The sequence below is a fragment of the Streptomyces sp. NBC_01304 genome (assembly GCF_035975855.1).
Lineage (GTDB): Bacteria > Actinomycetota > Actinomycetes > Streptomycetales > Streptomycetaceae > Streptomyces.
In genome coordinates, this window is record NZ_CP109055.1 from 1710910 (window position 1) to 1736129 (window position 25220).

Genomic DNA, 25220 nt, shown 5'->3' on the forward strand with positions numbered 1-25220 from the left:
TAGCAGGTGTCAGCCGTGACGACCAACCATCCACCGCGCGTCGAACTGACCCCGGATGCCGCCGACTTGGTGCGACGCCTGCGGGAGCGGCACGGCCCGCTGATGTTCCACCAGTCGGGCGGCTGCTGCGACGGCAGCTCGCCCATGTGCTATCCGGAGGGCGACTTCCGCACCGGTTCCTCCGACCTCCTCCTCGCCGAGCTGTCCGTCGACGGGGTCGATGAGCCGGTCGGGTTCTGGATGGCGAAGAACCAGTACGAGGTGTGGAGCCACACCCGGCTCATCGTCGATGTGGTGGCGGGGCGCGGGGGCGGGTTCTCGCTGGAGGCGCCGGAGGGGGTGCGTTTTCTCATACGTTCCCGGATCGTCGGAACGTAGCCGTCCGGGCGTCGCGCGCATCTGGTGAACTCCCTTTCCGACTGGGACAGTTGGAGGGTTCCGGTCGGGGAGATGCGCCAGGGGGGCCTGTGACATTTCGTACGCGAACGTCCAGACGGTTCAGAGGGGTGCGGTCGGCGTTGGCGGTGCTCTCCGCCTGCGGGGCCCTGGTCGGTGGCGGGCTCGCCGGGGCCGCACCGGCATCGGCGGCGGATCCGGTCGTGCGGCTCGCGCCCGGCGTCGAGTACCGGTCCTTCGACATCGCCGCGTCGCACGGCACCACCCGCGCGCACGTGGTCAGCGTCGACCTGCGCGACCCGCGACTGCGGCTCGATCTGCTGTACCCGGGCGCCGTGGGCAAACGCCAGACCGTGTCGGGCATGGCTGACGCGCAGGGCGCCCTCGCCGCCGTGAACGGCGACTTCTTCAACATCACCGAGACCCAGCACCCGGGCGTCGAGGCGACCGGGGCGCCCGTCGGCCCCGCCGTCGCGGGCGGCCACCGGCTCAAGGCCGCCGTGCCGGACGGCCAGCGCTTCGGCCCGGCACTGCCGCCCGGCACCACCACCCGGGACGTGTTCGGGGTGGGCATCGACCGCCGGGCACGGCTCGACTCGCTCGCCCTGGACGGCTCGGTACGCACCGAGCAGGGCAGGCTGCCCCTCGGCGGGCTCAACCAGTACGCGCTGCCCGTGGGTTCGGTCGGGGCGTTCACCTCCGACTGGGGATCGGTGTCGCGACTGCGGGCCACCTGCGGCACGGACACCGACCGGGCGGCGCCCTGCTCGACCGACACGTACGAGGTGACGGTGCTCGACGGGCGCGTCGTGGCGGCCGCCGAGACGCCGGGGGCCGGGCCGATCGGGCCCGGTGAGACCGTGCTGGTCGGGCGGGAGGCCGGGGCGCAGGAGCTGCGCAAGCTGAGCGAGGGCGAGCGGGTCTCGGTCCGCCACCGCCTGGTGGCCGCCTCGCCCCGGATTCCGTACCGGATGGCCCTCGGCGGGTACCCGGTGCTGCGCGACGGAGTGCCGCTGGCCGGCCTGGACACCGTCACCTCGGCGGTACGCAGCGCGGTGGGCGCCTCCGACGGCGGGTGGCGGATCCATCTGCTCGCCCTGGACGGCGCGGTGGAGTTCCGGACCGGGCTGACCATCGCCGAAGTCGCCGATGTGATGCGGGACTTGGGTGCCGACGACGCGTTCAGCCTGGACGGCGGCGGGTCCTCGACGCTGGTGTCGCGGGATCCCGGGGCGCCCGCGGTGACGGTGCGCAACCACCCCAGCGGGGGTGTGGAGCGGCCGGTGCCGAACGGGGTGGCCGTCTTCGCCCGCCCCTGACGGCTCCTTTCACCGCGGGCGGGGCGGCTCACTCCGCGTCGCGTACCGCCACGAGCCCGTTGAAGACGCCGACGTACGCCGTCCCGTCGGGCCCGAGCGTCACCGGCGCCCAGTTGTTGTCGTACGCGATGCCCGTGCCCACGAGCTTGCGCCAACGCCGCTCCCCCGTGCGGAAGTCGACCGCGGTCAGGTACCAGGCATCGATGCCCAGCGCGTTCGGTTCCTTTTCGTAGAAGTACAGCAGGCCGTTCGCCGTGGACAGCTTCGGCACGGTCGACGGCGAGCGGACCGCGCTCTCCCAGACCGTGTCGCAGCCGCTGCCGTCCTCGCGGACGTCGACCCTGCTCACCCCGCCGACGACGCTGCGGCCGAAGGTAAGTGAAGTGACGTTCTCGTAGCCGTAGTTGTTCTCGACGACGAGGCTGTTGCGCCAGCTGATGAGGGAGTTGTCCGTCGTGGAGGCGCCGGAGCCGAAGACCGGGACCTTGCAGACCAGGCGCCGGCCGTCGGGGACTCCGGCGTCGCGCCGGTAGACGAGGATGTTCATGCGGTCGTCGGCGTTGTCGGTGATGGCCACGTACTTCTGGCCGTGGGCGCCGAAGAGGTCGGGGGTGGTTCCCGAACCCTGGTTCACGGAGCCCGGCTTGGTGCCCGTGCCGCGGTCGTACGTCTGGCGCCACTGGGCGCGCGGGGTGCCGTCGGCGTCGGCGCGGAAGCTGTAGAGGGCGTGGTCGGTGACGATGGACACGCCGTCCTGGGCGACGGAGAACGAGTTCTGGATCTCCTCGCCGGCCAGCCGGATCGAGCGAATGTCGCCGCTCGCCGGGTCGACGGTGCCGACGCGGCCCTGCCGGGTCACCCACCAGATGCGGCCCTGCCAGTCGGGCATCACGGAGGTGACCGGATCGCACTCGCCGTCCGGGTTCAGGTTGGTCCAGGACACGCAGTCGTGCGGGACGTGGGAGGTCAGGTCCCAGTCCTTGTCGACGACGAACTTCCAACTGCCGTCCGCGGCCTGCTCGTGGGCGAGGCGGACGATGTGCTGGCGGGAGTCGGCGAGGACCAGGCGGTCCTCGTTGTCGAGGTAGGAGTACGCACCGCCCGAGGTGTCCTTGAAGATCCGCGAGAAGTCGAGACGGGTGATCGCCTCGACCGTCGAGGGCCGCTGCGGCAGCTTGTACTCGGCGAGCGTGTCCAGGGACCTCGGGTCGAGGAGCTTCACCAGGAAGCCCTCGAAGGTGCCGCAGACGGTGACGATGCGGCCGGCCGAGTCGAAGGTGACGGTCGCGCACTCGCCGCCGAGCGCGGCCATCTTCTCGCTGTCCACGGCGGGCCTGTCGCCCAGCGGTCCGCTCCAGGGGTACGTCCCGCTGCCGGCGGCGTCCGCGTGCATGCCGCTGCGGCCGTTGGCGGCGAGGAAGGGGTGCTGCGGGGGTGCCTCGCCGGGGACGGGCCGCGCGGCGGCGGGGGCGCCGGAGTAGTTCTCGACGAGCCGGTGGCCGGGCGCCTTGGGGATCTCCTCGGCCTGCGCCGGAAACGCCACGGACGCGGCGGTCACGGCGAGGGTCAGGGCGAGTGCGCGGGAGAGCGGTCTGCGGGACATGGGCACGAAGCTAGGGCCGTGATCCCCAACTGCCCAAGAAAAGCTGAGGGTTGTTCATGAAAGCGACACGATCGCCGCGCCCCCTTCGGCCCCGGGCCCCGGCACCGTGTCGCGGCCCGGGGCCGCGTTACGGCTGCAGCCCGCTGACGATGTTGGCCGTGGCGGTGAGTCCGCTCTGGATGGTGGGCGCCGCCTTGGAGCTCGCCAGATAGAAGCCGAGCAGGACGCACACCAACGCGTGCGAGATCTTCAGGGCGCCGTTGCGCAGGAAGACCACCGCAAGGATCAGCAGCAGCACGACGACTGAAATCGAAATGGCCATGGTCAACCTCCTCCGCCACGTCGGCACCGCGGCTTTCGGCCGCCAGTGTGGCGTAGCGGAGGGCCCGTTCAGGGGAGTGGCATGTCCTCCGAACGAGGGTTGACTGCGTGTAACCGTCGCCCGATGAGAGGCGGTCAGCGTCGGTCGTACGCGTCCAGGAAGCCCTCGAGCGCCGCCAGGTCATCGGTGTTGAGGTGGTCGGCGTCGGCCGCGATCAGCTCGGCCCACACCGCGCCGCGCTCCTGGCCGGGCAGGTCGGGCGTGGCCCAGAACCGGACCCGCTGGCCCCGGGCGTGCGCGGTGCTCACGAGGGTGTGCAGCTTGTCCCGCTCGGCGCTGGGCATCGGGCCCACGCCCTGCCAGGTGAAGTTGTTGGCCCAGTTGTCGCTGATCAGCGGGATCAGCGCGGCCGTGGCCGGGCCGCCGAGGTCGGTGAGGCGCCCGTCGTAGAAGGCGTGCCGCACCTGCTGCGCCTCCATCGGGGCGCGGGCCGCGCGGTCGCCCGAGATCACGGCGGTGACCGGTCCGCGGTGGACGCGGCCGTGCGCGTACGTCGTGAACATCCCCCGGTAGCGCCGCAGATGGCGATGGAGTTCGAGGTACGTCGCCGCGCCCTCGGTCTTGATGTCGATGAGCAGCTGCACCGGCTTGCGGTGACCCCGGTGCACCGAGCCGTGGTTGGCCTTGATGCGGGCCTTCAGCGGGTCGAGGTAGAGCGCTTCCAGGGTGCGTTTCGGGTCGAGCCCGCCCGGCTCGTGGGCGACGAGGAGTTGGCCGTCGACCAGGAAGATGTCGGCTTCGACGCTGGTGAAGCGGTGGTCCAGGGCGTCAAGGAGCGGGCGCGGGTGCAGGTAGTCGTTGTGCGCGTGCGCACGGCGCAGGGGTTTCTTGTGGCGGCCGTCGGCGTCTTGGGCGTACGCGTACGCGGGTGCGGCCAGGGTGCCGGCGAGGGCTGCGGTGATCGTGGTGACGGCTCTGCGGCGACTCACTGGGGCCATGGTGTCTCCCGGGGCGGCGGCGGGTGGGGCTGCATGCGTGAGTATGCGTGCCCGGTCCGCTCAAATGGCAGTGCCCTGCGTGGAGTTGGCGTTCTCGTCGCCGACGGTTCATTCGAGGTGCGGCTCTTCTTGTTCCCCACCCCGCCCCTTCCCGAAAGGCTGCCGCCGGCTTCCACGACGGGTGCGGGATGTCGTCCACGACGGTCACCAACGTCCTCAAACGCCGGACGGGCTGATGGATCAGCCCGTCCGGCGCATGCCTCCCCGGGCCCACTCCCCTGGGCCCCGTGCTTGCCGGTGACGGCCCACTCCCCCGAGTCCTCCCGTCACCGGCCGGCAGTCCGTGAAGCGGCTACACCCCGCTGCGCTGCAACTGGTCGGCCAGGGCGTCGAGCAGGGTTCGCCAGGCCTCCTCGAATCCGGTGACGGCCTGCTTCTCCAGGAGGGCGACCACCTCGTCGTAGGAGACGCCGAGCACGGCCAGGGCCTCCAGGTCCTCGCCGGCCTGCCGGAAGTACGGGCGGATGGTGTCGCCGGTGACCTGTGCGTGGTCGGCGGTGGCGTCGAGGGTGGCCTCCGGCATGGTGTTGACCGTGTCGGGGGCGACCAGTTGGTCCACGTAGAGCGTGTCGGGGTAGGCCGGGTCCTTCACCCCGGTCGAGGCCCACAGGACGCGCTGGCGGTGCGCGCCCTCGGCCTCCAGGGCGGCCCAGCGCTCGCCTCGGAAGACCTTCTCGTACGCCTCGTAGGCGAGCCGGGCGTTGGCGAGTGCGGCCCTGCCGCGCAGTGCGCGCGCCTCGGGCGTGCCGATGTCGTCGAGCCTGCGGTCGATCTCGGTGTCGACGCGGGAGACGAAGAACGACGCCACCGAGTGGATCTTCGACAGGTCGTGGCCCGCGTCCCGGGCCCGCTCCAGGCCGGCCAAGTAGGCGTCCATGACGGCCTGGTGGCGTTCCAGGGAGAAGATCAGGGTGGCGTTGACGCTGATGCCGTCGGCTACGGTCTCGGTGATCGCGGGCAGGCCCGCCTCGGTCGCCGGGATCTTGATCATCACGTTCTCGCGGTCCACCAGCCAGTGCAGCTGCCGGGCCTCGGCGACGGTGGCCTCGGCGTGGTGCGCGAAGCGCGGGTCGACCTCGACGGACACCCGTCCGTCGCGGCCGCCGGTGGCGTCGTACACCCAACGCAGCACGTCACAGGCGTCGCGCACGTCCTTGGTGGTGATCATGCGGACGGCCTCGTCCACGGTGAGGCCGCGCGCGGCGAGGTCGCGCAGCTGCGCCTGGTAGCCCGCGCCGCCGGCGATCGCCTTGCTGAAGATGGCCGGGTTGGTGGTCACCCCGGTGACGTACTTGTCGCGGATGACGTCCGCGAGGGAGCCGCCGGTGATGCGGGTGCGGGAGAGGTCGTCGAGCCAGAGGGAGACGCCCTCGCCGGTGAGCCGGTCGAGTATGTCGTGCACGGCGTTGCGTTCCTTACGTTGCGCGGGAGTTGAGGGCGTCGGGGGCGAGCGGTGAGGGGCGGGCTTGGAGGCCCCGGGGACGTAGGGGGCCTCCAAGCCCGGTCCGGGTCCGGCTACTTGACGCCGAGCTCGTCGCGCCAGTTCGGGTAGAACTTGTCCGCGTCGGCCTGGAAGGACTCGAAGGCGCCCTTGAGCTCCGGGTGGTCCTTCGCGTACTCGGTGAGCTTGATGCCCTTCATCCAGGCGTCCTGCGCCTGACGCAGGGACTTGGCGCCCGCGGTGCCGCCGTCCTTGTGGCCGAAGGCGCCGCCGCCCGAGGTCTGGATCACATTGGAGTGGCCCAGATTGTCGAAGAAGCCGGGCAGGCGCAGGGCGTTCATGCCGCCGGAGATGATCGGCGTCGTGGCCTTCATGCCCAGCCATTCCTGGTGGTAGAAGGGACCGTCGGCCGCGTCCTGGTCCAGCATGAAGGCGATGGCCTTGTCGGCGGCGTCACCCTCCATCTTGCCGTAGCCCATGGTGCCGGTGTGCATGCCCGAGGCGCCCTGCAGACGGGTCATCTTGCAGTGCACGAAGGACGTGTAACCGCGCTGCGACTGCGGGCTGGTGACGGCGCCGTGGCCGGCCCGGTGGAAGTGCAGGAACTGGTTGGGGAAGTTCCGGCGGGCGGTCGTGACCGAGGTCGGTCCGGCGACGTAGCCGTCGACGAGGAAGGCGACGTGGTCGGCGTTCTCGGCGAAGGTCTCCAGGATGAACTCGCCGCGGGCGATCATCTCGGCCGGGTCGTCGGCGGTGATGTTGGCGGAGAACAGCTTGGCCTCGCCGGTGGCGTCCTGGGCGCGGCGCATGGCGTCGGCCACTGCCTTCATCGTGTCCTTGAGCGGCGCGAAGACCTGGTTGCCCTGCGGCTCGTCGTTCTTGATGAAGTCGCCGCCCAGCCAGAACTGGTGGCAGGCGTCCGCGAAGGGCTGCGGGCGAAGGCCCAGCTTCGGCTTGATGATGGTGCCGACGACCATGCCGCCGTTGACGACCGGGCGGTCCAGGACGCGCCACATGTCCTGGATGTTCATCATCGGGCCGTCGAACAGGCGCAGGTAGGCCGGCGGCACGTAGAAGTCGTGCATCTTGGCGTACTCGACGTCGCCCATGCCCTGGTTGTTGCCGATGGTCAGGGTGAGGAAGGAGGCGATCATCGCGCGGCCGTCGATGATGTTGCGGTCGAAGAGCTCGATCGGGTACGCGATCTTCATGAGCTCCTTGGCCTCGTCGATCTCGTAGACGAGCGCGTCGACACCCTTGGTGAAGTCGTCGGTGGTGCACACCTCGACGTTGGTGCCGGTCGAGGACTCGGCCGCGAAGTGGGCCGCGGTCGAGAGGAAGTCGCCGAAGCCGGCCTTGGGCTTCATCGTGTAGGCGCACAGCACGTGACGGCCGCCCTTGATGAGGTCCTCTTCGTTCAGGGCAAGGTTGGCGTAACGGCTCGACTGGTCCATGGTTCTTCTTCTCCTTGCGTTCTCAGTTCGCGCCGGTGCGGGGCCGAACTGGCGTTACGAGTACGGGTGTCAGGCCTGGGCGGCGGTCTGGAAGACCTCGGGGTTGGCGCAGTGGGCGAGCGGCTCGCCCAAGAGGTAGCGGCCGACCTCGCCGGCGACGATGCGCGCGGCCTTGTGGGCGACCTCCTGGCTGCCGCCCGCGATGTGCGGGGTCATGACGACGCCGGGGGTCTTGAGGAGGCGGGAGTCGGCGGGGACCGGCTCGCTCGGGAAGACGTCGAAGCCCGCGCCGGACAGCTGCCCGGAGTCGAGCGCGTCGCACACGGCGTCGTAGTCCAGGAGGGCGCCGCGGGCGCAGTTGACGATGACGGAGCCGCGCGGCATCTTCGCGAGCTGCTCGGCGCCGATCATGCCCTTGGTCTCCTCGGTGACGCGGGCGTGCAGCGAGACGATGCGGGAGCGGGTGAGCAGGTCGTCCAGGGAGACCAACTCGGCGATGCCCTCGACCAGTTCGGGCTTGACGTACGGGTCGAAGACCAGGACCTCGGCACCCATGGCCTTGAGGACCTTGGCCACGCGGGAGCCGATGGCGCCGTAGCCGATGAGGCCGACGATGGCGCCCTCGATCTCGATGCCGCAGTTGTTGTAGTCGTAGTAGTCGCCGCGCCACACGCCCTGGCGCAGGTCGGCGTGCGTGTCACCGACCCCGCGGGCAGCGGCCAGGAGCAGGGTGAGGGTGTGCTCGGCGGTGGCGGTGGCGTTGCGGCCCGGGGCGTAGCAGACGGCGACGCCGTGCTTGGTGGCCGCTTCCAGGTTGGCGTTGACCGGGCCGCCGCGGCTGATGCACATCAGCTTCAGGTCGGGGCAGTTGGCCAGGATGCGCTCGGTGAGCGGGGCGAGCTGGGTGACGCAGACCTCGACGCCCTGCAGGGCCTCGATCATCTCGTCCTCGGTGCCGGAGGCCTCGATGACCTCGGCGACGGGGCCGAAGGGGGTGTGCGGCCAGGGCAGCTTGATCTCGGCGACGTCAACCTTGCCGTCGGTGGCCTTGACGACCTCTTCGGTCAGCAGGTGCGGGAGGACGAAGTGGTCGCCGGCTGCGAGGACCTTGGTGCTCATGAGGGGTTCTCCTGAGGGGGTGGGAGGAGTCGGTACGTGGTGGTCGGTGGCTGCGCGTCAGTGCGGGGCCGGCGCGGGCACCGGAGGGGTCGGCGCGTTGAAGCGCAGCAGGGAGGCCTGGCCGCCGCTGAGGCGGACCTCGGTGAGGGTGCCGTTGTCCAGGAACGGGAACACCCGGCGGTAGTCGTCGAGGTCGATGCCGAGCAGGTCGCAGAGCATCACCCGGAACAGGGCGTTGTGCGCGACGATCAGGATCCGGCCGCCGGGGAACTCTGCGGCGATCTCTTCGAGGCAGGCCTTGGCCTGCGCGGCGGCGACCCTGGGGTCGTTGCCGCCTGGCAGGTGGTCGGTGACCGGCCGGCGCAGGAAGGCGGCCTGCCGCTCGGGGAAGCGCTCGGCCATCTCGGCGATGGTCAGGCCCTCGCCGTCGCCGAAGTCGAGCTCGTAGAGCCGCTCGTCGATGCGCGGCTCCAGGTGCAGGGCGCGGGCGGCGGGGGCGGCGGTGAGCCGGGCTCGGGTGAGCGGCGAGGTGTAGACCGCGTGGATCTGCTGGCCCTTGGCCCAGGCGCCGAGGTCGTCGGCCTGGCGCAGGCCCCGCTCGGTGAGCGCGACGTCCGCGCGGCCCGCGTAGCGGTTCTCGGCGTGCCAGACGGTCTCGCCGTGGCGTACCAGGATGAAGTCGGTCATCGTGCTGCCCTCTGCTTGGCGTGTGCGGCAACGGCGTTGTCGAGCCAGCCGCGGCGGACGAGTTCGTCGAGGAAGGCGAGGTAGACGGGGGTCCAGCGCGCGGTGCGGGCCGGATCGGGCTGGATCTCCTCACCGATGCGGACCATGGCGGCGGCCGCGTCCTGCACGGAGGCGCCGCTGGAGGTGGCGGCGAGGACCGCCATGCCGATGGCGCCCTCGGCCTGCTCGGGCAGCCGGACCGGGCGGCCCATGACGTCGGCGCGCAGCCGGGACCAGTAGCGGTTCCTGGCGCCGCCGCCGGTGAGGGTGAGCGGGCCGTCGACCGGGGCGCCGAGGAGGTCGAGGTAGTCGAAGCAGAGGCGCTCCACGCAGGCGACACCGAGGAGGTAGGCGTGGAAGCGCTCGGCCTCGTCGGCCGGGGTGCCGAGGACGAAGGGTTCGGCATCCGGGGCACGGAAGGGGAAGCGCTCCCCGCCCGTCGACACCAGGGGGTAGGCGACCGCGTCGGAGTCCGACTCGCTTGCCAGGACGGTGAGTTCGTCGAGGTCGGCGCCCGCGAACTCGCGGGAGATCACGCCCGCGCCGCTGCTGGAGGCGCCGCCGGGCAGCCAGCTCTCGCCGGGCCCGCGGTGGCAGTAGACGACGCCGCCGGGGTCGCGTACGAGGTGCGGGCTCATGCCCTTGAACACCAGGGTGGTGCCGAGCACCGAGTTCCAGGCGCCAGGGGTGAGGGCGCCCGCGCCGATCTGGGCGGCGCAGCCGTCGGTCATGCCGGCGACGATCGCCGTGCCGGCCGGGATACCGGTCGCCTCGGCGGCCTCGGCGCACACGGTGCCGATGACGCTTCCGGGACGTACGACATCGGGCAACAGGGCGGCAGGGACGCCGAGTTCGGCCATCTCCTTCTCGGGCCAGCGCTCCTCGATCAGGTGGTAGCCGGTCTTGAGGGCGTGGCTGGCGTCGGAGGCGACCTGATGGCCGGCGAGGCGCCAGGTGACCAGGTCGGTCTGGTGCAGCAGCCGGACCCCAGTACCGGCTGCTGCAGGTTCGTTGTCGAGCAGCCACAAAAGCTTGGGCAGGGCCCAAGAGGGCTGCATCGAGCGGTAGCCCAGGTCCTGCCAGACGGCCTCGCCCGCCTGGTTGGCGCGCACCGCCTGGTCGGCGGCGCGCCCGTCGTCGTACATCAGGCCCCGGGTGAGCGGGGTGCCGTCGGCGTCCGCGAGAAGGATCGTGCCCGAAGTGCCGTCGAGGGCAAGGCCCTTGACGCGTGCCGGGTCGATGCCGACGAGGGCTTCGCGGCAGGCCTCGGCCAGCGCGCTCCACCACTGCTCGGGGTCCTGTTCGTGGCGCTTGCCGTCGCGGTGGCTGGTCAGCGGCCGCGAGGCGGCGGCCAGGACCTGCCCCGTCGAGTCGACGGCGACGCAGCGCGCGGACTGCGTGCCGAGGTCGAGGCCGAGCCAGACGGCGTCAGCGGGGAGGCGGTCAGGCACGGGGAGCTCCTTGTGCGGGGGCCTTGCGGGGCCCGGGGACGTAAGGGGCGGCGGAGGCGTTGGCCGCGCTCCAGCCCGCCTCGCGGGCCAGGGTGCGCCACTCGAGGAAGGACTCGTACAGGCCCGCGTAGTACTGGGAGCGCTCCGGGTCCGGCTCCCAAGTGGACGTCATCCGTACGTACTTGGCGGCGGCGCTGTGCATGGACGACTCGGCGCCGGAGAGCACCAGGGCGGTCAGGAACGCGCCCTTGGCGCCGAGCTCGGTGTCGCCGGAGCGGGCCGTGGGCACGCCGGTGGTGTCGGCGATGAGCTGGCACCACTCCTCGCTGTTGGCGCCGCCGCCGCACAGCCGGAGCTCGGTGACCGTCGTGCGCGAGGCCACCAGGGAGTCGCGCAGGACGAGGGAGAGGCCGTCGAAAACGGAGCGGGCGATGTCGGCCTGGGTGTGCTCCAGGGACAGGCCCCAGAAGGTGCCGCGGGCCCGCGGGTCGAGGAACGGAGCGCGCTCCCCGGCCGGCGAGAGGTACGGCAGGAAGGTCAGGCCCCGGGCGCCGGGCACCGAGCCCTCGAAGGCGATCTTCGAGAGTTCCGGCGGGCCCTCCAGGTGCAGCAGCTTGGCGGCCCAGTTGAGGACGTCGGCGCCGTTCAGGGTGGGGAAGGCGCGCAGCACGCGCTCGCGGCCCCGGTAGGCGATGTTGATGCCGGAGGGCTCGCCGGTGGTGTCGATGTCGTGCCGGACGATCTCCGTGCACAGCGTGGTGCCGAGGATCGAGCAGGCCTGGCCGGGGTTGACGACGCCGACGCCGCGGGCCGTGGAGGCGATGTCGTACGGGGCCATCACGACCGGAAGCCCCTCGGGCAGCCCCAGTTGGCCCGCGGCCTCCTTGGTGATCTCGGCGATGCGCTCCTGCTCGCCGAGCACCCGCGGCAGCAGCCGCCGGTATCCGGAGAGGCCGAACATGTCGACGATCTCGTCGTCGTAGTCGCCGGTCGCGTGGTTCAGGAACGGCGCCGAGGCATCCGACTCGTCCATCGCCGTGACACCGGTCAGGTTGAGGAAGAGCCAGCCCGCGGCGGTCAGCGAGGCCGCCGAACGGGCCAGGCGCTGCGGGTCGTTGGAGCCGAGCCAGCTGAAGATGGCGTTCGGCATGCCGGAGCAGGTGAGCGAGCCGTTGCGGCGGAAGGCGTCCTCGAGGATGCCCTCCTTCTCCCAGCGGGTGAGGATGTCGCCGGCGCGGCCGTCGGACCACAGGATGGCCGGGCCGGTGGGCTTGCCCTGCTTGTCGACGAGCCAGGCGCCGTCGCCCTGGGCGGTGAAGGTCACCAGCCAGACCGGGTCGTCGATCTCGGAGAGCGCGTTGCGGACGGTGTAGACGACCGCGTTCCACACGGCGCTCATGTCCTGCTCGGCCCAGCCCGCGTGCCGGCGGTGGACCTCGGTGGCCAGACGCGCGACGGCGAGCTCATTGCCCTGGTCGTCGAAGACGACCGACTTGATCATCGTGGTGCCGACGTCGATGGCGAGTACCGACATGGGGGGTCACAGTCCCTTCGAGGTGTGGGCGTCGACCAGGTCGCGGTCGGCGGAAGTGGCGGGCTGTGGCAGGGAGTTCACCGGCTCGGCGGTGGGGGTGGTGGTCTTGAGGGCCAGCATCAGTACCGCGCTCAGTGCGTGGAATCCGGCGAAGATCCACATGACGCCGGCGACGCCGATCGGCCCGAGGAAGAGGCTGACCATCAGCGGGCCGAGGAAGGTGGAGGCACCGGCGCCGAGGTTCAGGGCGGCCATGGCCTGGCCCTTGTGGCTCGGGGCGATGGCCGTCATCAGGGCCGAGAGCGGTACGTACCCGGAGAGGGTGGCGCCGTAGAAGATGGCGGCCAGCAGGCACAGGGCGTACGAGGAGCCGACCGCGTTCGGCACGTAGAAGAGAACCAGCGTGGAGAGGGTGCAGCCGATGCCGCCGCAGTAGGCGACGGTGGTGCGCCAGCCGATCTTGTCGCCGATGACGCCGAACATCAGGTTGGTGAAGATGTTGGTGCCGAACATGACGGCCACCAGGCGCAGCCACTGCTCGTTGCTGAGGCCGATCGTGTTCACGAACCAGACCGGCAGCATCACCATGATGCCGAACTGGGAGGCGGTGTTGAACATGCGGACCGCGGCGCCGGCTCCGACGCGCGGGTTGCGGTAGAGGATCGTGAGGCTGCCGACCAGGCCGGTCATCGGGCTCTCGCCCTCGGGGGCGAGGCGCTTGGAGCCGGTCGGCTCCTTGATCAGGAGCAGCGGAAGCAGTCCGCCGACGCCGACCACCGCGAGGGCCACCCACAGCGTCGAGTACTCGCCGATGAACGGGATGAGCAGGCTCGCGGAGAGCGAGCCGAGGGTGGGCAGACCGGCGGAGAACGCCGACCAGAACCAGCCCATCGCGCTGCCCATCTGCTTGGGCGGGGCGACCGCCGCGATCCAGACGAGGAAGGAGTACGCGAACAGTGGGAACGCGAGTCCGCGCAGTGCGTACGCGAGGAGCAGCAGCCCGTACGACTTGCTGGGGATCGCCACCGTCAGGAAGAAGACGTGGGTGAGGGCGAAGGTGACGAGGCCGAGCCACATCACCTTGCGCGGGCCCCACAGGTCGGACAGCGCGCCGGAGAACCAGGCGGCGACCGCACCGGTGACGCCGTACACCGTGAAGATCATCGCGACGCTGGAGGCGGCGATGCCGAGGCCCTCCAGGTAGGGCGAGAGGAAGCCGGCCTCGATGCCGACCCCGGTCATGAAGATCAGGAGGCCGAGGTAGCCCCAGGAGATCGACTGCGGAATGCCGGCCCGTGTGAAGAAGGACGGCGATCGGTCGGTGGTACCCGATGCGGGTGCCACGGGGGTGTTCGTCATTGAAGCTCCCCAACAGCAATGAGAGGGACGGGCCGATTGGTTGCGGTCCGCAGCCGGACCTGGGCGGTCCGTGCGATATCGAGTTAACAAATCGGCTAAAGCCCACGTCAAACGCCTGATGGCTTCTCCCGCGGCGGCTTCGCGGGCCCATGTGAGAAGGGCTTAAGGCCCTCTGCCCTGAGCTGGACTCATACCCTTCGCACCCCCGGCACCCGCGTTAAATCCGTGAGATCATCACTTGGGGTTTTCACATGACGCGAGGAGAGAGCGTGGCGAGCGACGACCGGGCGGACATACGCGAGGACCGCCGCAGGCGGATCCGCGAAGCCGTCCTCACCAAGGGCTTCGTGCGGGCCACGGACCTCGCCGCCGAGTACGACGTCAGCCTGATGACGATCCACCGCGATCTGGACTTCCTGCAGACCCAGGGGTGGCTGCGCAAGGTGCGCGGCGGGGCGACCGGGCTGCCCTCGGCGCAGTTCCACGGCACCGTGGCCGAGCGGATGTCCGCGAACTCGGCGACCAAGCAGCAGCTGGCCCGGGCGGCCGCCACGCTGATCGGGCCCGGGCAGACGATCATCCTCGACGACAGCACGACCTGCCTGCACCTGACGCGCGAGCTGACCGGCCGCACCCCGCTCACGGTGCTCACCAACTCACTTCCGGCGGTCAACGCCCTCGCCAGGGAGCCCGGGATCTCCCTGATCGCGCTGGGCGGCAGCTACTTCCCCGCGTACGACGCGTTCATGGGCCTGCACACCGCCGACAGCGTGGAGGCCTTTCGCGCGGACGCGTTCTTCATGTCGACCACGGCGGTCACGCGCGGCCGCTGCTATCACACGTCGCCGGAGACGGTGCAGGTCAAGCGGGCGATGATGGCCTCGGCCACGCGGACCGTACTCCTTGCCGACCACTCGAAGTTCGTACGGGACGGGCTGTACGCACTGGCGCCGCTCACGGACTTCGATCTGCTGATCGTGGACGACGGGCTGGCGCAGGACCAGGTGCGGGAGATCCGGGAGCGGGGCACGGACGTGATGGTGGTGCCGCGCACCGGCTGATCACGCGCCGGGTGGTCGCGGGCCTGCCTACAGCAGGTCCAGGGCCGCGGTGAAGGCCGAGTCGCGGCGCTGCGTGAACTCCTCCTCGGTGAAGACCGGCGTACGGCGCTGCGGCGGGATGCCCGGGCCGTCGAAGGCCTGCCCGGTCCGGGTCAGGAACTGCTCGTTGGGCAGGCCGATCTGCCAGCCGTTCGGCAGGGTCCGGCCGAGGACGTCGGAGAACACGCCCTGGGTCGGCTGCCCGATCCGGACCGTCCGGCCGGGTCGTTCCATGAGGGCCTGTGTGAAGGTCTCCCCCGCGCTGACGGTGGATCCGCCGGTCAGCAGGGCGACGGGACCGGTGTAGCGCGGAGCGTGCGCGGGCTCGACGGAGAGGGGCTGCGGCCGGGTGAACCGGGTCGCGTCGGCCGGGTCGTTGCGGACGCGCTTGGCGTAGGCGAAGTACGGGCGGTCCGTGAGCCTCGACGCCAGCTGCAGGCCGAGCGCGTCATAGCCGCCGCCGTTGATCCGCAGGTCGACGATCAGCCCCCGCAGCCGGGCGGTCCGCTCGGCGGTGAGGACGGCGTCCAGGGCGCGGTCGAGTTCGGCGCTCTCGGCGGCGAACCCTCCGCCCTTCGTGTATCCGCTGAAGCCGGACACCCTCAAGTAGCCGCGCCCGTCGGGCAGATCGGCGTACGAGATCCGGCCCTGCGCGAACTCCTGCGGCTTCTTCCCGCCCAGGTCCACGTCCTGTACGTACGCCTTGACGCGGGCGTCGAGTTCGGGGCCGGGCATGGTGGTGCCGGGGCGGCCCTGCGCGAAGACCCGGTCACCGGCCTGCAGGAAGACGTGGGCGTCGTGCAGCGGGGCGAGCATCTCCCGGAAGACCGCGAAGAGTTGGGCGTCGCTCGTGCCCGGGTGGACGCGCGGGCGGTAGCGGTCGCGTACGGCGTTCCAGTCGATGCCCTTGGCCGCGAAGAAGGGGTAGTTCTCGGCGAACGACTGCCAGAACACGTCGAAGGCGGCGACCGGGCCCTTGCCGGGAGCCTTGCGGCACAGCTCGGGCAGGGCGGCGATCCGGTGGGCCGCACGGTCGCCGACCGAGCCGTCGAAGTGCACCGACCCGGGCCGCACTTGGAGCACTTCGCCGTCCTCGGTGGCGTAGCGGAACCCGCCGCCGGGCAGGCGCCGGGCGCTCTCGCCCGGCAGGCAGCTGATCCCGGTGACCTGGTACTCCTTCACCCGGCCCGCCTCCACCTTGAGCACGGTGCCGTAGCCGTCGAGTCGCCATACGCCGACGGGGGTGGCGGGGCCGACGGGCGACCCCTTCGCGCCGCCCCGGCCATCCGTGCCGGGGCCCGCCATGGCCGCCGCGGGGACGGCGGCGGTGACCGCGAGGGTGAGCAGCAGAGCCGTGCCTGCCGTGCGGCGGAAGGTGCGTGTCGTGGTCATCGCGCTGTCCCCGTTCAGTGGTGTGCGTGCCTACGACCATGATTCGCGGCGCCACCCGGGCGGGGACATCCGGCAGTCCACCATGTCGTGGTGGGGAGAACCCCACACCGGGGCCGATTGTCAGTGCCCGTACCTAGGGTGATCGCATGACCGACTGGATCCAGGACTCCTTGCCCGGCCACGAGAGGAATGTCGTCTTCGCCCGGGGCATACCCGTGGACGCGCTCACCCGGGGCCTGCGCGACCAGCAGCGTGAACCGCTCGCGCACGGGGAGGGGAACGGCTGGGTGTGGGCGGTGCACGAGATGCTGAACTGGCTGGACGAGGACTACGAGGAGTTCGACGAGGAGGAGTTCTACGAGGTCGACTACGGCCTCCTCTGCCCCGGGGACGCGGAGGTCGTGGTGTTCGTGACCGAGCCGTGCAGCTCCAGGGGCCACCCGCCGGGCTTCACGTACTACCGCGACGGCCGCGCGATCGTCGGCTTCAGCTTCGGGAACCTGCAGCAACGGCCGGGCGACAATCCGGACCACCTGTCGCCGGAGCTCCTGGCCGCGAACCTGATCGGCCCAGACTCGGCCTGCGCTCAGGCACAGGACGACGGCCACGACTGCTTCGACCACCACTACGACGACCACCGTCGCCTGGTGCGGGTGATCGCCGACCGCTTCGGGCTGCCGGCACCGCCGCTCGATCCCCTCCTCCTGGCGGCCGCGCCCTGACGCGACCGGCCAAAGACCGTCGGGCAGTCAGCGGCCTGCCAACTCCGCCCACCGCACGGTCCGGTCGCACCACCGTTCAAGGAGCACCCGGTCGTGCCCGACCGCGAGCAGTCCGGCCCCGCTCTCGCCGCGATAGTCCTCGACCACCTGGACCAGCGCCGCCGTCGTCGAGGCATCGAGCATGGCCGTCATCTCGTCGCACACCAGCCAGCGCGGCCGCAGCACCAGGGCCCGGGCCAGGCAGGCCCGCTGCAGCTGACCGTCGCTGACCTCGTGCGGGCGGCGCCCAAGCAGCTCCTCGGTCAGACCCACCGTGCGGGCCAACTCCCGTACGCGTATCGCGACTTCCGCGCCCCGCCCGACCGCCCGCAGCGGCTCGCCGATCAGGTCGGCCAGCTTCAGCCGCGGGTCGGCGGACAGCCGGGGCTGCTGGAAGACCACGCCGAAGGCCGTCCGCAGCGCCCGCGGCGCGCCGTGCCGCCACCCGGCCACGACCTCGCCGTCGACGACGACCCGGCCCGCGTCCGGCCGGTGCAGAAGCGCCGCGACCCGCGCCAGGGTCGACTTGCCGCAGCCGCTGGGCCCGAGCAGACCCACCGCCTCGCCGGGCGCGATCGTCAGGCCCGCGTCGCGGACGACGGGGGCCCGGCGGTCGTATCCGGCGGTGATGGCATCGAGTTCAAGCACGCTCGACCTCCAGGGCGTGATGGCAGGCGACCCCGGCACGCAGTGCGGGCAGCGTCTCGCAGGCCGCGCTCGCCCTCGCGCAGCGCGCCGCGAAGGCGCAGCCTGCGGGCAGCGCGCCCAGCTCGGGCGGCATCCCGGGGATCGGCGTGAAGTCCCGCTCGGGCAGGGCGTTCAACAGGCCCCGGGCATAGGGGTGGCGGGGGCCTGGCGTGCCGAAGAAGTCCCCGGCGTCCGCGAGTTCGACGATCCGCCCCGCGTACATGACCGCGATCCGGTCGGCGATCCGCTCGGCCGCCGCCAGATCATGCGTGATCATCAGCAGCGCCCGGGTCTCCCCCGTGTGCCGCTTGAGCTCGTCGACCGTGCGGTCCACCAGGTCCCGGTCGAGCCCGGTCGTCGGCTCGTCGGCGAGCAGCAGCGGGGCGTCGCCGATCAGGGCGAGCGCGGTGGCCGCGCGCTGGGCGAGGCCACCGGACAGCTCGTGCGGATAGCGGTCGAGGTGGTCGGCGGGGAACGCGGCCCGCTCGGCCGCGGCGACGGCCGCCGCCCGCAGTCCGGCCCTGCGGGTGCCGGTCAACTCGCGGACGGTCTCCTCCAGTTGGGACCGTACGGTACGCACCGGCGTCAGGTGCGCGGCCGGGCTCTGCGGTACGAGGCCGACGCGGCGCCCGCGTACCTGCCGGGCCAGGGTCCGCTCGTCGGCGGCCAGCAGATCGAGGCCGCCGCCGATGAACGCGGACCCGGCGGTCTCGGCGTTGCCGGGCAGCAGCCCGAGCAGCGCGGAGGCGAGCACGGACTTGCCGCACCCGCTCTCGCCGACGAGCGCCAGGCACTCCCCCGCCTTGAGGTCGAAGTGGGCGTCGCTGACGGCCCGGACGTACGCGCCGCCGCGCATCCGGAAACGTACCGAAAGACCCTCCACAGAGAGCACGTTCACAGCATGAGCTCCGATCGCCGCCGCGGATTGAGCCGCTCCCGCCACGCCCCCGCGAGCCCCGCGATCGCCAGCGTCGGCACGATGATGAACAGGCCGGGGAACAGCGTCGGCCACCAGTCCCCGGCCAGCAGCGACCCGCGCGCGCCCTGCACGAGCGTGCCGAGGCTCGCCTCGTGGGTGGGCAGGCCGAGGCCGAGGAAGGACAGCGCCGACTCGTGCCAGATCGCGTGCGGCACCATCAAGGCCGCGGCGAGGCCGGCTTGCGGGAGCACGCCGGGCAGCAGGTGCCGCACGGCGACCCTCCGGCGTGAGGCGCCGCCGGATATCGCCGCGTCGACGTAGGGCCGCGAACGCAGCGAGAGGACTTCGGCGCGCACGATGCGCGCCGTCGACAGCCAGTGGGTGAGGGCCACCGAGACGACGACCGGCCAGATGCCGGGCCGGAACATCGCCACGATGAAGATGCCGAGCAGCAGGTGCGGCACGGACGAGAACAGGTCGACCAGGCGCATGACGAGGCGGTCCGCCCAGCCGCCGAACGCCCCGGCCGCCGCGCCCACCGCTGTGCCGATCACGGTGGCCACGACCGCCGCGACCACGCCGACGAGCAGCGACACCCTGAGCCCGTACACGCAGCGCAGCAGCAGATCGCGCCCCACGTCGTCGGTGCCGAAGGGGTGTCGCCAGGAAGGCGGTTGAAGCTTGGCGGCCAGGTTCACGGCCTGCTCGTCGAGCTGCACGAGCGGCGGTACGACGAGGACCGCGAGGACCACCGCGGCGACGAGCACGGCACAGACGCGTACGCGCCACGCGCGCGTGGAGCGCTTTTGTGCCCCTGCCCTGCGCCACGGCATCACTTGCTCAGCCATCGAAGCCCACCCTCGGATCCGCGAGCCCGTACAACAGGTCCGCCAGGAGATTGCCGAGCAGCACCGCGACCGTGGCGAGCACGGTGAGCGCGGCGAGCAGCGGGAAGTCCACGGACGTCGCGGCCTCGACGGTGGCCGCCGCGATGCCGGGCCAGCTGAACACGGTCTCCACGAGGAGCGCCCCGGTGATCAGTTCGGGGACGCGGGAGCCGATGAGCGTCAGCACCGGCAGCATCCCGGAGCGCAGGGCGTGCGAGAGCAGCACGGTCCGGGAACGCAGGCCACGCGCGCGTGCCCCGCGCACCGGGTCCTCCGCCAACGCGTCGCCGACGCCCTGGCGCACGTACAGCACGAACCACGGCAGCTGCGAGATCGCCAACACCCCGGCGGGCAGCGCCAGATGGCTGAGCACCTGCGAGGCGCTGACGACCGTCGTGCCGGTGTCGGTGAGCCCGCCCGCGGGCAGCGCACCCAGCTTCAGGGCGAAGAACCACACGGCGAGCAGCCCGAGCCAGAACGGCGGTGCGGCCTCCAGGGTGTACGCGAGCGAGGTGATGCCCCGGTCCAGCCAGCCGCCCTGCCGGCGTGCGGCCAGCACGCCGAGCGCCGTGCCGAGCAGGATCGCCACGGTGAACGCGACGGCAGCGAGCAGCACGGACCAGCCGAGCCGCTCCCCGATCACCTCGGAAACCGGCTGGCGCAGGACGCTGGAGTCGCCGAGGTCGCCGCTCAGGGCGTGGGTGAGCCACTGCCACCAGCGGGTGGCGAGCGGCTGGTCGACGCCGAGGTTGGCGCGCAGCTGGTCGAGGTTCTCCTGGGAGGCGGTCAGCCCTGCCGTGCCCGCGTACGCCTTCACCGGGTCGAACGGGGAGGCGGCGGCGACCGCGAACACCCCGAAGGTCACGGCCAGCAGGACGGGGACGGCGAACAGGGCCCGCCGTCCCGTCATGCGTGCCATCGGCCCCCAGGGGAGCCTCCGGGTGGAGCCTTTGGTGCGGGATTCGGTGCCGGGTGTCACTTCTTGGGCTGCCAGTCCTCGACGTTCCACCAGGGGCCCGACGCCAGGCCGTGGTCGTGCGGCTCGACCTGGGTGGTGAGGTCCGGGTAGTCGTCATTGACGACATACAGGTGGTCGATGTGGGTGAGGAAGGTGTAGCCGGGGTTCTTCACGAGCTCGCGCTGGACGGTGTCGTACGCGGCCTTCCGCTTCGCCTTGTCGTCGGTCTTGCGGCCCTCGTCGAGGGCCTTGTCGACGGCCGGGTTGTCGTAGTGGCCCATGTTGTTGAAGCCGTCGCCCGCGAGCTTGGAGTTGAGCATCGTGAACTGGTCGAAGTCGGGGTCGGCCGGGGCGCCGCCGCCCGCGAGGACCGCGTCCTTGGGCATCCGCGGCTCGATGACCTCCCAGGTGCCGGCCTGCACCTTGACCTCGATGCCGGCCTTCTTGGCGTCGGAGGCGTAGGCGAGGGCGTGGTCCTGGCGGAGCTTGTCGCCGGAGAGGTACCAGAGCGGGAAGGAGGCGCGGACGCCGTCCTTCGTACGGATGCCGTCGTCGCCCTTCTTCCAGCCGGCGTCGTCGAGGATCTGCTCGGCCTTCTTCAGGTCGTGGGTGCGCTCGGTGCCCTTGGTGAACCACTCGCTGTCGGTGGGGACCGGGCCGTACGCCGCCTTGCCTGCGCCGTCCAGGATGGAGTCGACCATCGCCTTGCGGTCGACGGCGACGTCCAGGGCGCGGCGGATCGCGGTGTCACCGGTGACGTCGTTGCCGGTGGGCAGGGTCACCACGCGGTAGTCGAAGCTCTTCGCCTCGTACGTCTTCTTCGCCTTGTCGCCCGCGAAGGTCTTGGCGAGGTTCGGCGGCAGGATCGCGCCGTCCAGGTCGCCGGAGCGCAGCCGGGTTGCGCGGATGTCGTCGTCCTTGATGATCGCCATGGTGAAGTCCTTCACCTTCGGCGCGCCGCCCCAGTAGTCGGGGTTCGCGGTGAAGGTGAGCTTCTCGCCCTTGGACCAGCCGACGAGCTTGTACGGTCCGGTGCCGATCGGCTTGGTGGTGAACTCGCCGGTGTTGACGTCCTGCTTGCCCGCGACGTGCTCGGGCGCGATGGGCAGCACGGTGCGCTCGGCGAAGGGCGCGTAGGGGTACTTCAGGTGGAAGACGACCTCGCCGTCGCCCTTGGCCTCCACACTCTTGAGGGCGTCGAGTTCGGTCTTGGAGGCGTTGTTCGTCTTCTTGTCGAGGATGGTCTCGTAGGTGAAGACGACGTCCTTCGCCGTGAAGGGCTTCCCGTCGCTGAACTTCACGCCGTCCCGGAGTTCGTACGTATACGTGAGTCCGTCGGCGCTCACCTTGGGCAGGGCGGCGGCGAGCGCGGGCTGCAGCTTCATGTCGGCGTCATGCGTGAGCAGACCGTCGAAGATCTTGGAGTTGCCGTCCTTGCCGTAGCCGAGCAGCGGGCTCAGGCTGTCCGGCTCGTAGGCGATGCCGACGACCGCGGAATCCTTCGCGCCCTTGGTCCCCGAGCTGCCGCCCGGCGCCGAACACGCCGAGGCGGCGACCGCCAGTGCGGCGGCCGCCGCCAGTGCGCCCGCTCCCCGTATCGCTCGGGCCGCCATGCCCCACACCCCTATTCAAGATCGACAGTTATTGCGAACAGTTCGCAAGTATGCCGCATGTAAGAGGTGGGGGTGGCAGGTGGTCCGTACGGCGGGCGCGGTCCGCGGGGAGGCGGATCGGGGGGCGGATCAAGGGGAGCCGGGTCGAGCCCGGATCAGGGGCGGATCAAGGGCGAATCAACGGGTCAGTTGAAGACGAACCAGGTCACGCCGGTCGAGGCGGTCTTGCCCGCTCCGTCCGTGACGGTGATCCGGCTGGTGGTGGAACCCCAGGCGGTCGGGCTGCCGCTGATCTTCCCGGTGGCCTTGTCGATGGACAGCCCGGCCGGGAGGCCGGTCGCCGAGAAGGTGCGGGCCCCACTGCCGCCGGAGGCGACGACCGAGACCGAGACGGGCTTGCCGATGTACACCGTCTGGCTGCCCGGGTTCTGGATCGACAGGTCACCACCGCCCGTGTCGCCGACGGTCCAGGTGAAGGAGGTCGAGCCGGACTTGCCGGCGCTGTCCGTGGCGGTGACGGTCACGTTCGAGGTGCCCGCCGCCGTGGCGGCGCCCGAGACGGTGCCGGTCGACTTGTCGATGGTCAGGCCAGCGGGCAGTCCGCTCGCACTCCACGCGTAGGGCGCGGTGCCGCCCTCCGCGCTGTTCTTGACCTCGGCCTTCTGGCCCACCGCGGTGTGCTGGTTCGAGACCGCCGCGACGGTCACGGCGCCGGGCTGCGGGGCCCCGGTCACGACGCTCGACTGGAACTTGGCGAGCGCCTCGTTGACCGGCTGGAAGATGGTGAAGGTCTCACCGGAGCTGCCGCAGATGTTCTCGCCGCCGCCGGAGTGGATGCCGACCGCCTTGCCACCGGAAGCGGTCACGTACGAGCCGCCCGAGTCGCCGCCCGCCGAGCAGGCATCCGTGTAGGAAAGCCCCTCGATGATCACGTTGCCGTAGTCGACGGTCTCGTTGACCTTCGTGACCTCGCCGCACTGGTACTTGCTGGTCTGGCCCGAGCGGCACACCAGCGTGCCGAGCGCGGCATCGGCCGACCCGGTCACGGTCACGTCGGGCTTGTCGTAGCCCTCGACCCGGCTGCTCAACTCCCAGCCCGCCTGGTCGACCTCGACGATGCCGAAGTCGCCCTCACGGTTGTTGTAACTGCCGGTGCCGCCCTTGTTGGAGGTGCCGACCCGGGTGCCGTCCTTGCCGTACGCGGCCTGGTTGGCGTCGTTCGTACAGTGTCCGGCGGTCACGAAGGCCTTGCCGCCGCCGCTGCGGTTGACGGCGAACCCTATGGAACAGGGGCTCTCACTGCCCGGCACCCACTTCTCACCACCGGCGACCTCGCCCTGCTGTTGCGTGGGGGCATCGGCGGTACGGGTGACGTGGACGCGGTCGCCGAAGACCGCGAGCCGCTTCAGGAACGCGGCGTCCGCCGTACGCCCGGCGGTGACCTCTACACGGTTGGCGCGTACGTCGACACCCCAACTGCGCACACCCTTCTGCCCGTTGCCGACCAGGCGGGTCACGGCCCGGGCGGTGGCGTCCAGTTCGGCCGCACCGCGGTCGACGAGATGCGGCTCGGCGCCTGCCGCCCGCACCCGCTCGGCGTCCTTCTTGCCGGTGACGGCGGCGGCGAGCCTGCCGCTGTCCGCGTCGAACCAGACACCGGCGAGGCGGTCGCCCAGCTCACCGCGCAGCGTGGTCGCGCTGCGCGCGGCCGCCGCCTCGTCGGCGAGCCGGGCCCGCGCCTGCTGCTCGGTCAGACCCAGGTCGCGCTGGACTGCCTCGACCAGGGCGGCGTCGGGGCTCGGTGGTGGCGGCTCCGCCTGCGCGGACTGCTGCAGGGCGCCGAGCGTGAGCAGCACCGCGCTCGCGGCGGCGCCCCAGGCGACGGCTCTGCGGGGACGGTGGTGTCGTCGGTGGTTCACGGGGGATTCCTCTCGTGACAGGGCGACGGTCGACGCGGCAATGACGGGGCCACGTCAGACGCACCTGTGCAGCGTGCGCTCCGCTTCGGCGCGGAGCATGAGGGGAATCCCTTGCGGTGACGGGGGGGTTGGGGACGAGAGGCGCGGGGCGGCGACATCCCGGGCGGCGCCCGATCCCGGATCGACGCCTGCGGTCAGCGGGGGCGATCGGAGACTGCGGTCAGCGGGGCGATCCGCGCCTGCGGTCAGCGGGGCACCACCCCCTCACCGCCCGGAACCACACGACTCACTCCGGCGCCGATCAGCTCATGGGTCAGCTTCATCAGACGGGCCCGGGCCGTCACGTCGTAGGCCTGCTCGTGGGCCCGGGTGTGGGTGAAGCGGTCGAAGTAGCGGCCGGTGGTGGAGCCGAGGTCCGGGTCGGTGACGAGACGTACGGTCGGGCGTACGCCCTCCTCGATGCCGACGACCGGGGTCAGGCCGTACGCGCGTACTCCGTCGGTGTCCATCAGATGCGCCGGGTGGAGCGTGTTCACGGTGACGCCGGTGCCGTCCAGTTCGGCGGCGAGCTCGAACGTCGCCATGATCAGGGCGAGTTTGCTGCGGCAGTAGGCACGCAGCCCCTCGTACCCCCGCTCCAGCATGACGTCGTCGAAGTCGACGGCCTCCTGCCCGATCGAGGCGACGTTGACCACCCGGGCCGGCGCCGACGCGGTGAGCAACGGCAGCAAGTGCCGGGTGAGGGCGTAAGGCGCCAAGTGGTTGACCGCGAACCGGAGTTCATGCCCCTGTCGGCTCAGCTCGCGGCGCAACGGCTCGGCGCCACCACCCGCAACGGCGTTGTTGACCAGCGCGTCGAGCCGCGGCTCGGCCTCGCGGATCCGCTCGGCCATGGCGTGCACCTGGTCGAGGTCGCCCAGGTCCGCGAGATAGGTACGTACAGCGGCGTCCGGCGCGGCGGCCCGCACCTCGGCGGCGACGGCTTCGAGGCGCGTGCGGTCACGGCCGTGGAGCAGCACGGTGTCGCCCCGGGCCGCGAGGTCGAGTGCGATGCCGCGGCCCAGGCCCTGGGTCGCGCCGGTGATCAGAACGGTGCGTGGGGTCATGACCGCGACCCTGACAGGGCGGTGCGGGCCCAGGTGAGAGTGTGTTGAGCCTGGTGTTCGCGCCACCAGGCTCTGCGGGCGCGGCACCGTCCGGGC

Annotated in this window: 22 protein-coding genes; 4 read left to right on the forward strand and 18 right to left on the reverse strand. The window is 71.4% G+C overall.

The annotated features are described in order from the left end of the window. The first annotated feature begins 15 nt into the window (after window positions 1–15). Window positions 16–378, forward strand: coding sequence for a DUF779 domain-containing protein (locus OG430_RS07550; RefSeq protein WP_327351641.1), 363 nt, complete (start codon window positions 16–18; stop codon window positions 376–378). A 128-nt stretch (window positions 379–506) separates the two neighbouring features. Next, the gene (locus OG430_RS07555; protein ID WP_327351642.1) at window positions 507–1715 is read left to right on the forward strand and encodes a phosphodiester glycosidase family protein; all 1209 of its coding nucleotides are present in this window, start codon (window positions 507–509) and stop codon (window positions 1713–1715) included. A gap of 28 nt (window positions 1716–1743) precedes the next feature. Here OG430_RS07555 and OG430_RS07560 read toward each other — a convergent pair whose 3' ends face one another. The 10 genes from OG430_RS07560 to OG430_RS07605 form a co-directional block, all read right to left on the reverse strand. Further along, the gene (locus OG430_RS07560; protein ID WP_327351643.1) at window positions 1744–3318 is read right to left on the reverse strand and encodes a hypothetical protein; all 1575 of its coding nucleotides are present in this window, start codon (window positions 3316–3318) and stop codon (window positions 1744–1746) included. Window positions 3319–3445: 127 nt separating this feature from the next. Next, a complete protein-coding gene (locus tag OG430_RS07565) occupies window positions 3446–3640 on the reverse strand; it encodes a hypothetical protein (protein ID WP_327351644.1) in 195 nt (64 codons plus the stop codon). 134 nt (window positions 3641–3774) lie between these two features. Next, window positions 3775–4638 (reverse strand): phosphatidylinositol-specific phospholipase C/glycerophosphodiester phosphodiesterase family protein, encoded by an 864-nt coding sequence (locus OG430_RS07570; protein WP_327351645.1) that lies wholly within the window; start codon window positions 4636–4638, stop codon window positions 3775–3777. Between the two features lie 352 nt (window positions 4639–4990). Next, window positions 4991–6100, reverse strand: coding sequence for a transaldolase (tal, locus tag OG430_RS07575; protein WP_327351646.1), 1110 nt, complete (start codon window positions 6098–6100; stop codon window positions 4991–4993). Between the two features lie 113 nt (window positions 6101–6213). Continuing rightward, window positions 6214–7593, reverse strand: a complete 1380-nt coding sequence (locus tag OG430_RS07580; RefSeq protein WP_327351647.1) for a ribulose-bisphosphate carboxylase — start codon at window positions 7591–7593, stop codon at window positions 6214–6216. A 69-nt stretch (window positions 7594–7662) separates the two neighbouring features. Then, window positions 7663–8712, reverse strand: a complete 1050-nt coding sequence (locus OG430_RS07585) for a 2-hydroxyacid dehydrogenase (RefSeq protein WP_327351648.1) — start codon at window positions 8710–8712, stop codon at window positions 7663–7665. Between the two features lie 57 nt (window positions 8713–8769). After that, a complete protein-coding gene (locus tag OG430_RS07590) occupies window positions 8770–9399 on the reverse strand; it encodes a histidine phosphatase family protein (RefSeq protein ID WP_327351649.1) in 630 nt (209 codons plus the stop codon). Continuing rightward, a complete protein-coding gene (locus tag OG430_RS07595) occupies window positions 9396–10889 on the reverse strand; it encodes an FGGY-family carbohydrate kinase (protein WP_327351650.1) in 1494 nt (497 codons plus the stop codon). The genes OG430_RS07590 and OG430_RS07595 overlap by 4 nt, the downstream gene beginning before the upstream one ends. Continuing rightward, on the reverse strand, window positions 10882–12423 hold the full coding sequence (locus OG430_RS07600) for an FGGY-family carbohydrate kinase (protein WP_327351651.1): 1542 nt from the start codon (window positions 12421–12423) through the stop codon (window positions 10882–10884). The genes OG430_RS07595 and OG430_RS07600 overlap by 8 nt, the downstream gene beginning before the upstream one ends. A gap of 6 nt (window positions 12424–12429) precedes the next feature. Beyond that, window positions 12430–13782 carry an MFS transporter gene (locus tag OG430_RS07605; protein WP_327351652.1) on the reverse strand — a complete coding sequence of 451 codons (1353 nt, stop codon included), beginning with the start codon at window positions 13780–13782 and terminating at the stop codon, window positions 12430–12432. A gap of 251 nt (window positions 13783–14033) precedes the next feature. On the opposite strand from OG430_RS07605, the gene OG430_RS07610 reads away from it, so the two are divergent. After that, the gene (locus OG430_RS07610; RefSeq protein ID WP_442816443.1) at window positions 14034–14843 is read left to right on the forward strand and encodes a DeoR/GlpR family DNA-binding transcription regulator; all 810 of its coding nucleotides are present in this window, start codon (window positions 14034–14036) and stop codon (window positions 14841–14843) included. A gap of 27 nt (window positions 14844–14870) precedes the next feature. Here OG430_RS07610 and OG430_RS07615 read toward each other — a convergent pair whose 3' ends face one another. Next, entirely contained in the window at window positions 14871–16274 is a 1404-nt protein-coding gene (locus OG430_RS07615) for a S41 family peptidase (protein WP_327351654.1), read from the reverse strand. A gap of 146 nt (window positions 16275–16420) precedes the next feature. Between OG430_RS07615 and OG430_RS07620 the strand changes: the two genes are divergently transcribed. Further along, complete coding sequence (locus OG430_RS07620) at window positions 16421–16996, forward strand: hypothetical protein (protein ID WP_327351655.1); 576 nt, start codon at window positions 16421–16423, stop codon at window positions 16994–16996. A gap of 27 nt (window positions 16997–17023) precedes the next feature. On the opposite strand, the gene OG430_RS07625 is transcribed toward OG430_RS07620, so the two are convergent. The 7 genes from OG430_RS07625 to OG430_RS07655 form a co-directional block, all read right to left on the reverse strand. Continuing rightward, complete coding sequence (locus OG430_RS07625; protein WP_327351656.1) at window positions 17024–17683, reverse strand: ABC transporter ATP-binding protein; 660 nt, start codon at window positions 17681–17683, stop codon at window positions 17024–17026. Further along, window positions 17676–18620 (reverse strand): ABC transporter ATP-binding protein, encoded by a 945-nt coding sequence (locus OG430_RS07630; protein WP_327351657.1) that lies wholly within the window; start codon window positions 18618–18620, stop codon window positions 17676–17678. Before OG430_RS07630 ends, OG430_RS07625 begins: the two co-directional genes overlap by 8 nt. Next, window positions 18617–19489: an ABC transporter permease gene (locus tag OG430_RS07635; RefSeq protein ID WP_327351658.1), complete on the reverse strand. Its 873-nt coding sequence runs from the start codon at window positions 19487–19489 to the stop codon at window positions 18617–18619. The genes OG430_RS07630 and OG430_RS07635 overlap by 4 nt, the downstream gene beginning before the upstream one ends. Then, on the reverse strand, window positions 19482–20447 hold the full coding sequence (locus OG430_RS07640; protein ID WP_327351659.1) for an ABC transporter permease: 966 nt from the start codon (window positions 20445–20447) through the stop codon (window positions 19482–19484). Before OG430_RS07640 ends, OG430_RS07635 begins: the two co-directional genes overlap by 8 nt. Window positions 20448–20503: 56 nt before the next feature. Beyond that, window positions 20504–22099, reverse strand: a complete 1596-nt coding sequence (locus OG430_RS07645) for an ABC transporter substrate-binding protein (RefSeq protein ID WP_327351660.1) — start codon at window positions 22097–22099, stop codon at window positions 20504–20506. A 185-nt stretch (window positions 22100–22284) separates the two neighbouring features. Then, the gene (locus OG430_RS07650; RefSeq protein WP_327351661.1) at window positions 22285–24018 is read right to left on the reverse strand and encodes a putative Ig domain-containing protein; all 1734 of its coding nucleotides are present in this window, start codon (window positions 24016–24018) and stop codon (window positions 22285–22287) included. Window positions 24019–24263: 245 nt separating this feature from the next. Beyond that, window positions 24264–25124: an SDR family NAD(P)-dependent oxidoreductase gene (locus OG430_RS07655; RefSeq protein WP_327351662.1), complete on the reverse strand. Its 861-nt coding sequence runs from the start codon at window positions 25122–25124 to the stop codon at window positions 24264–24266. Between the last annotated feature and the right edge of the window lie 96 nt (window positions 25125–25220).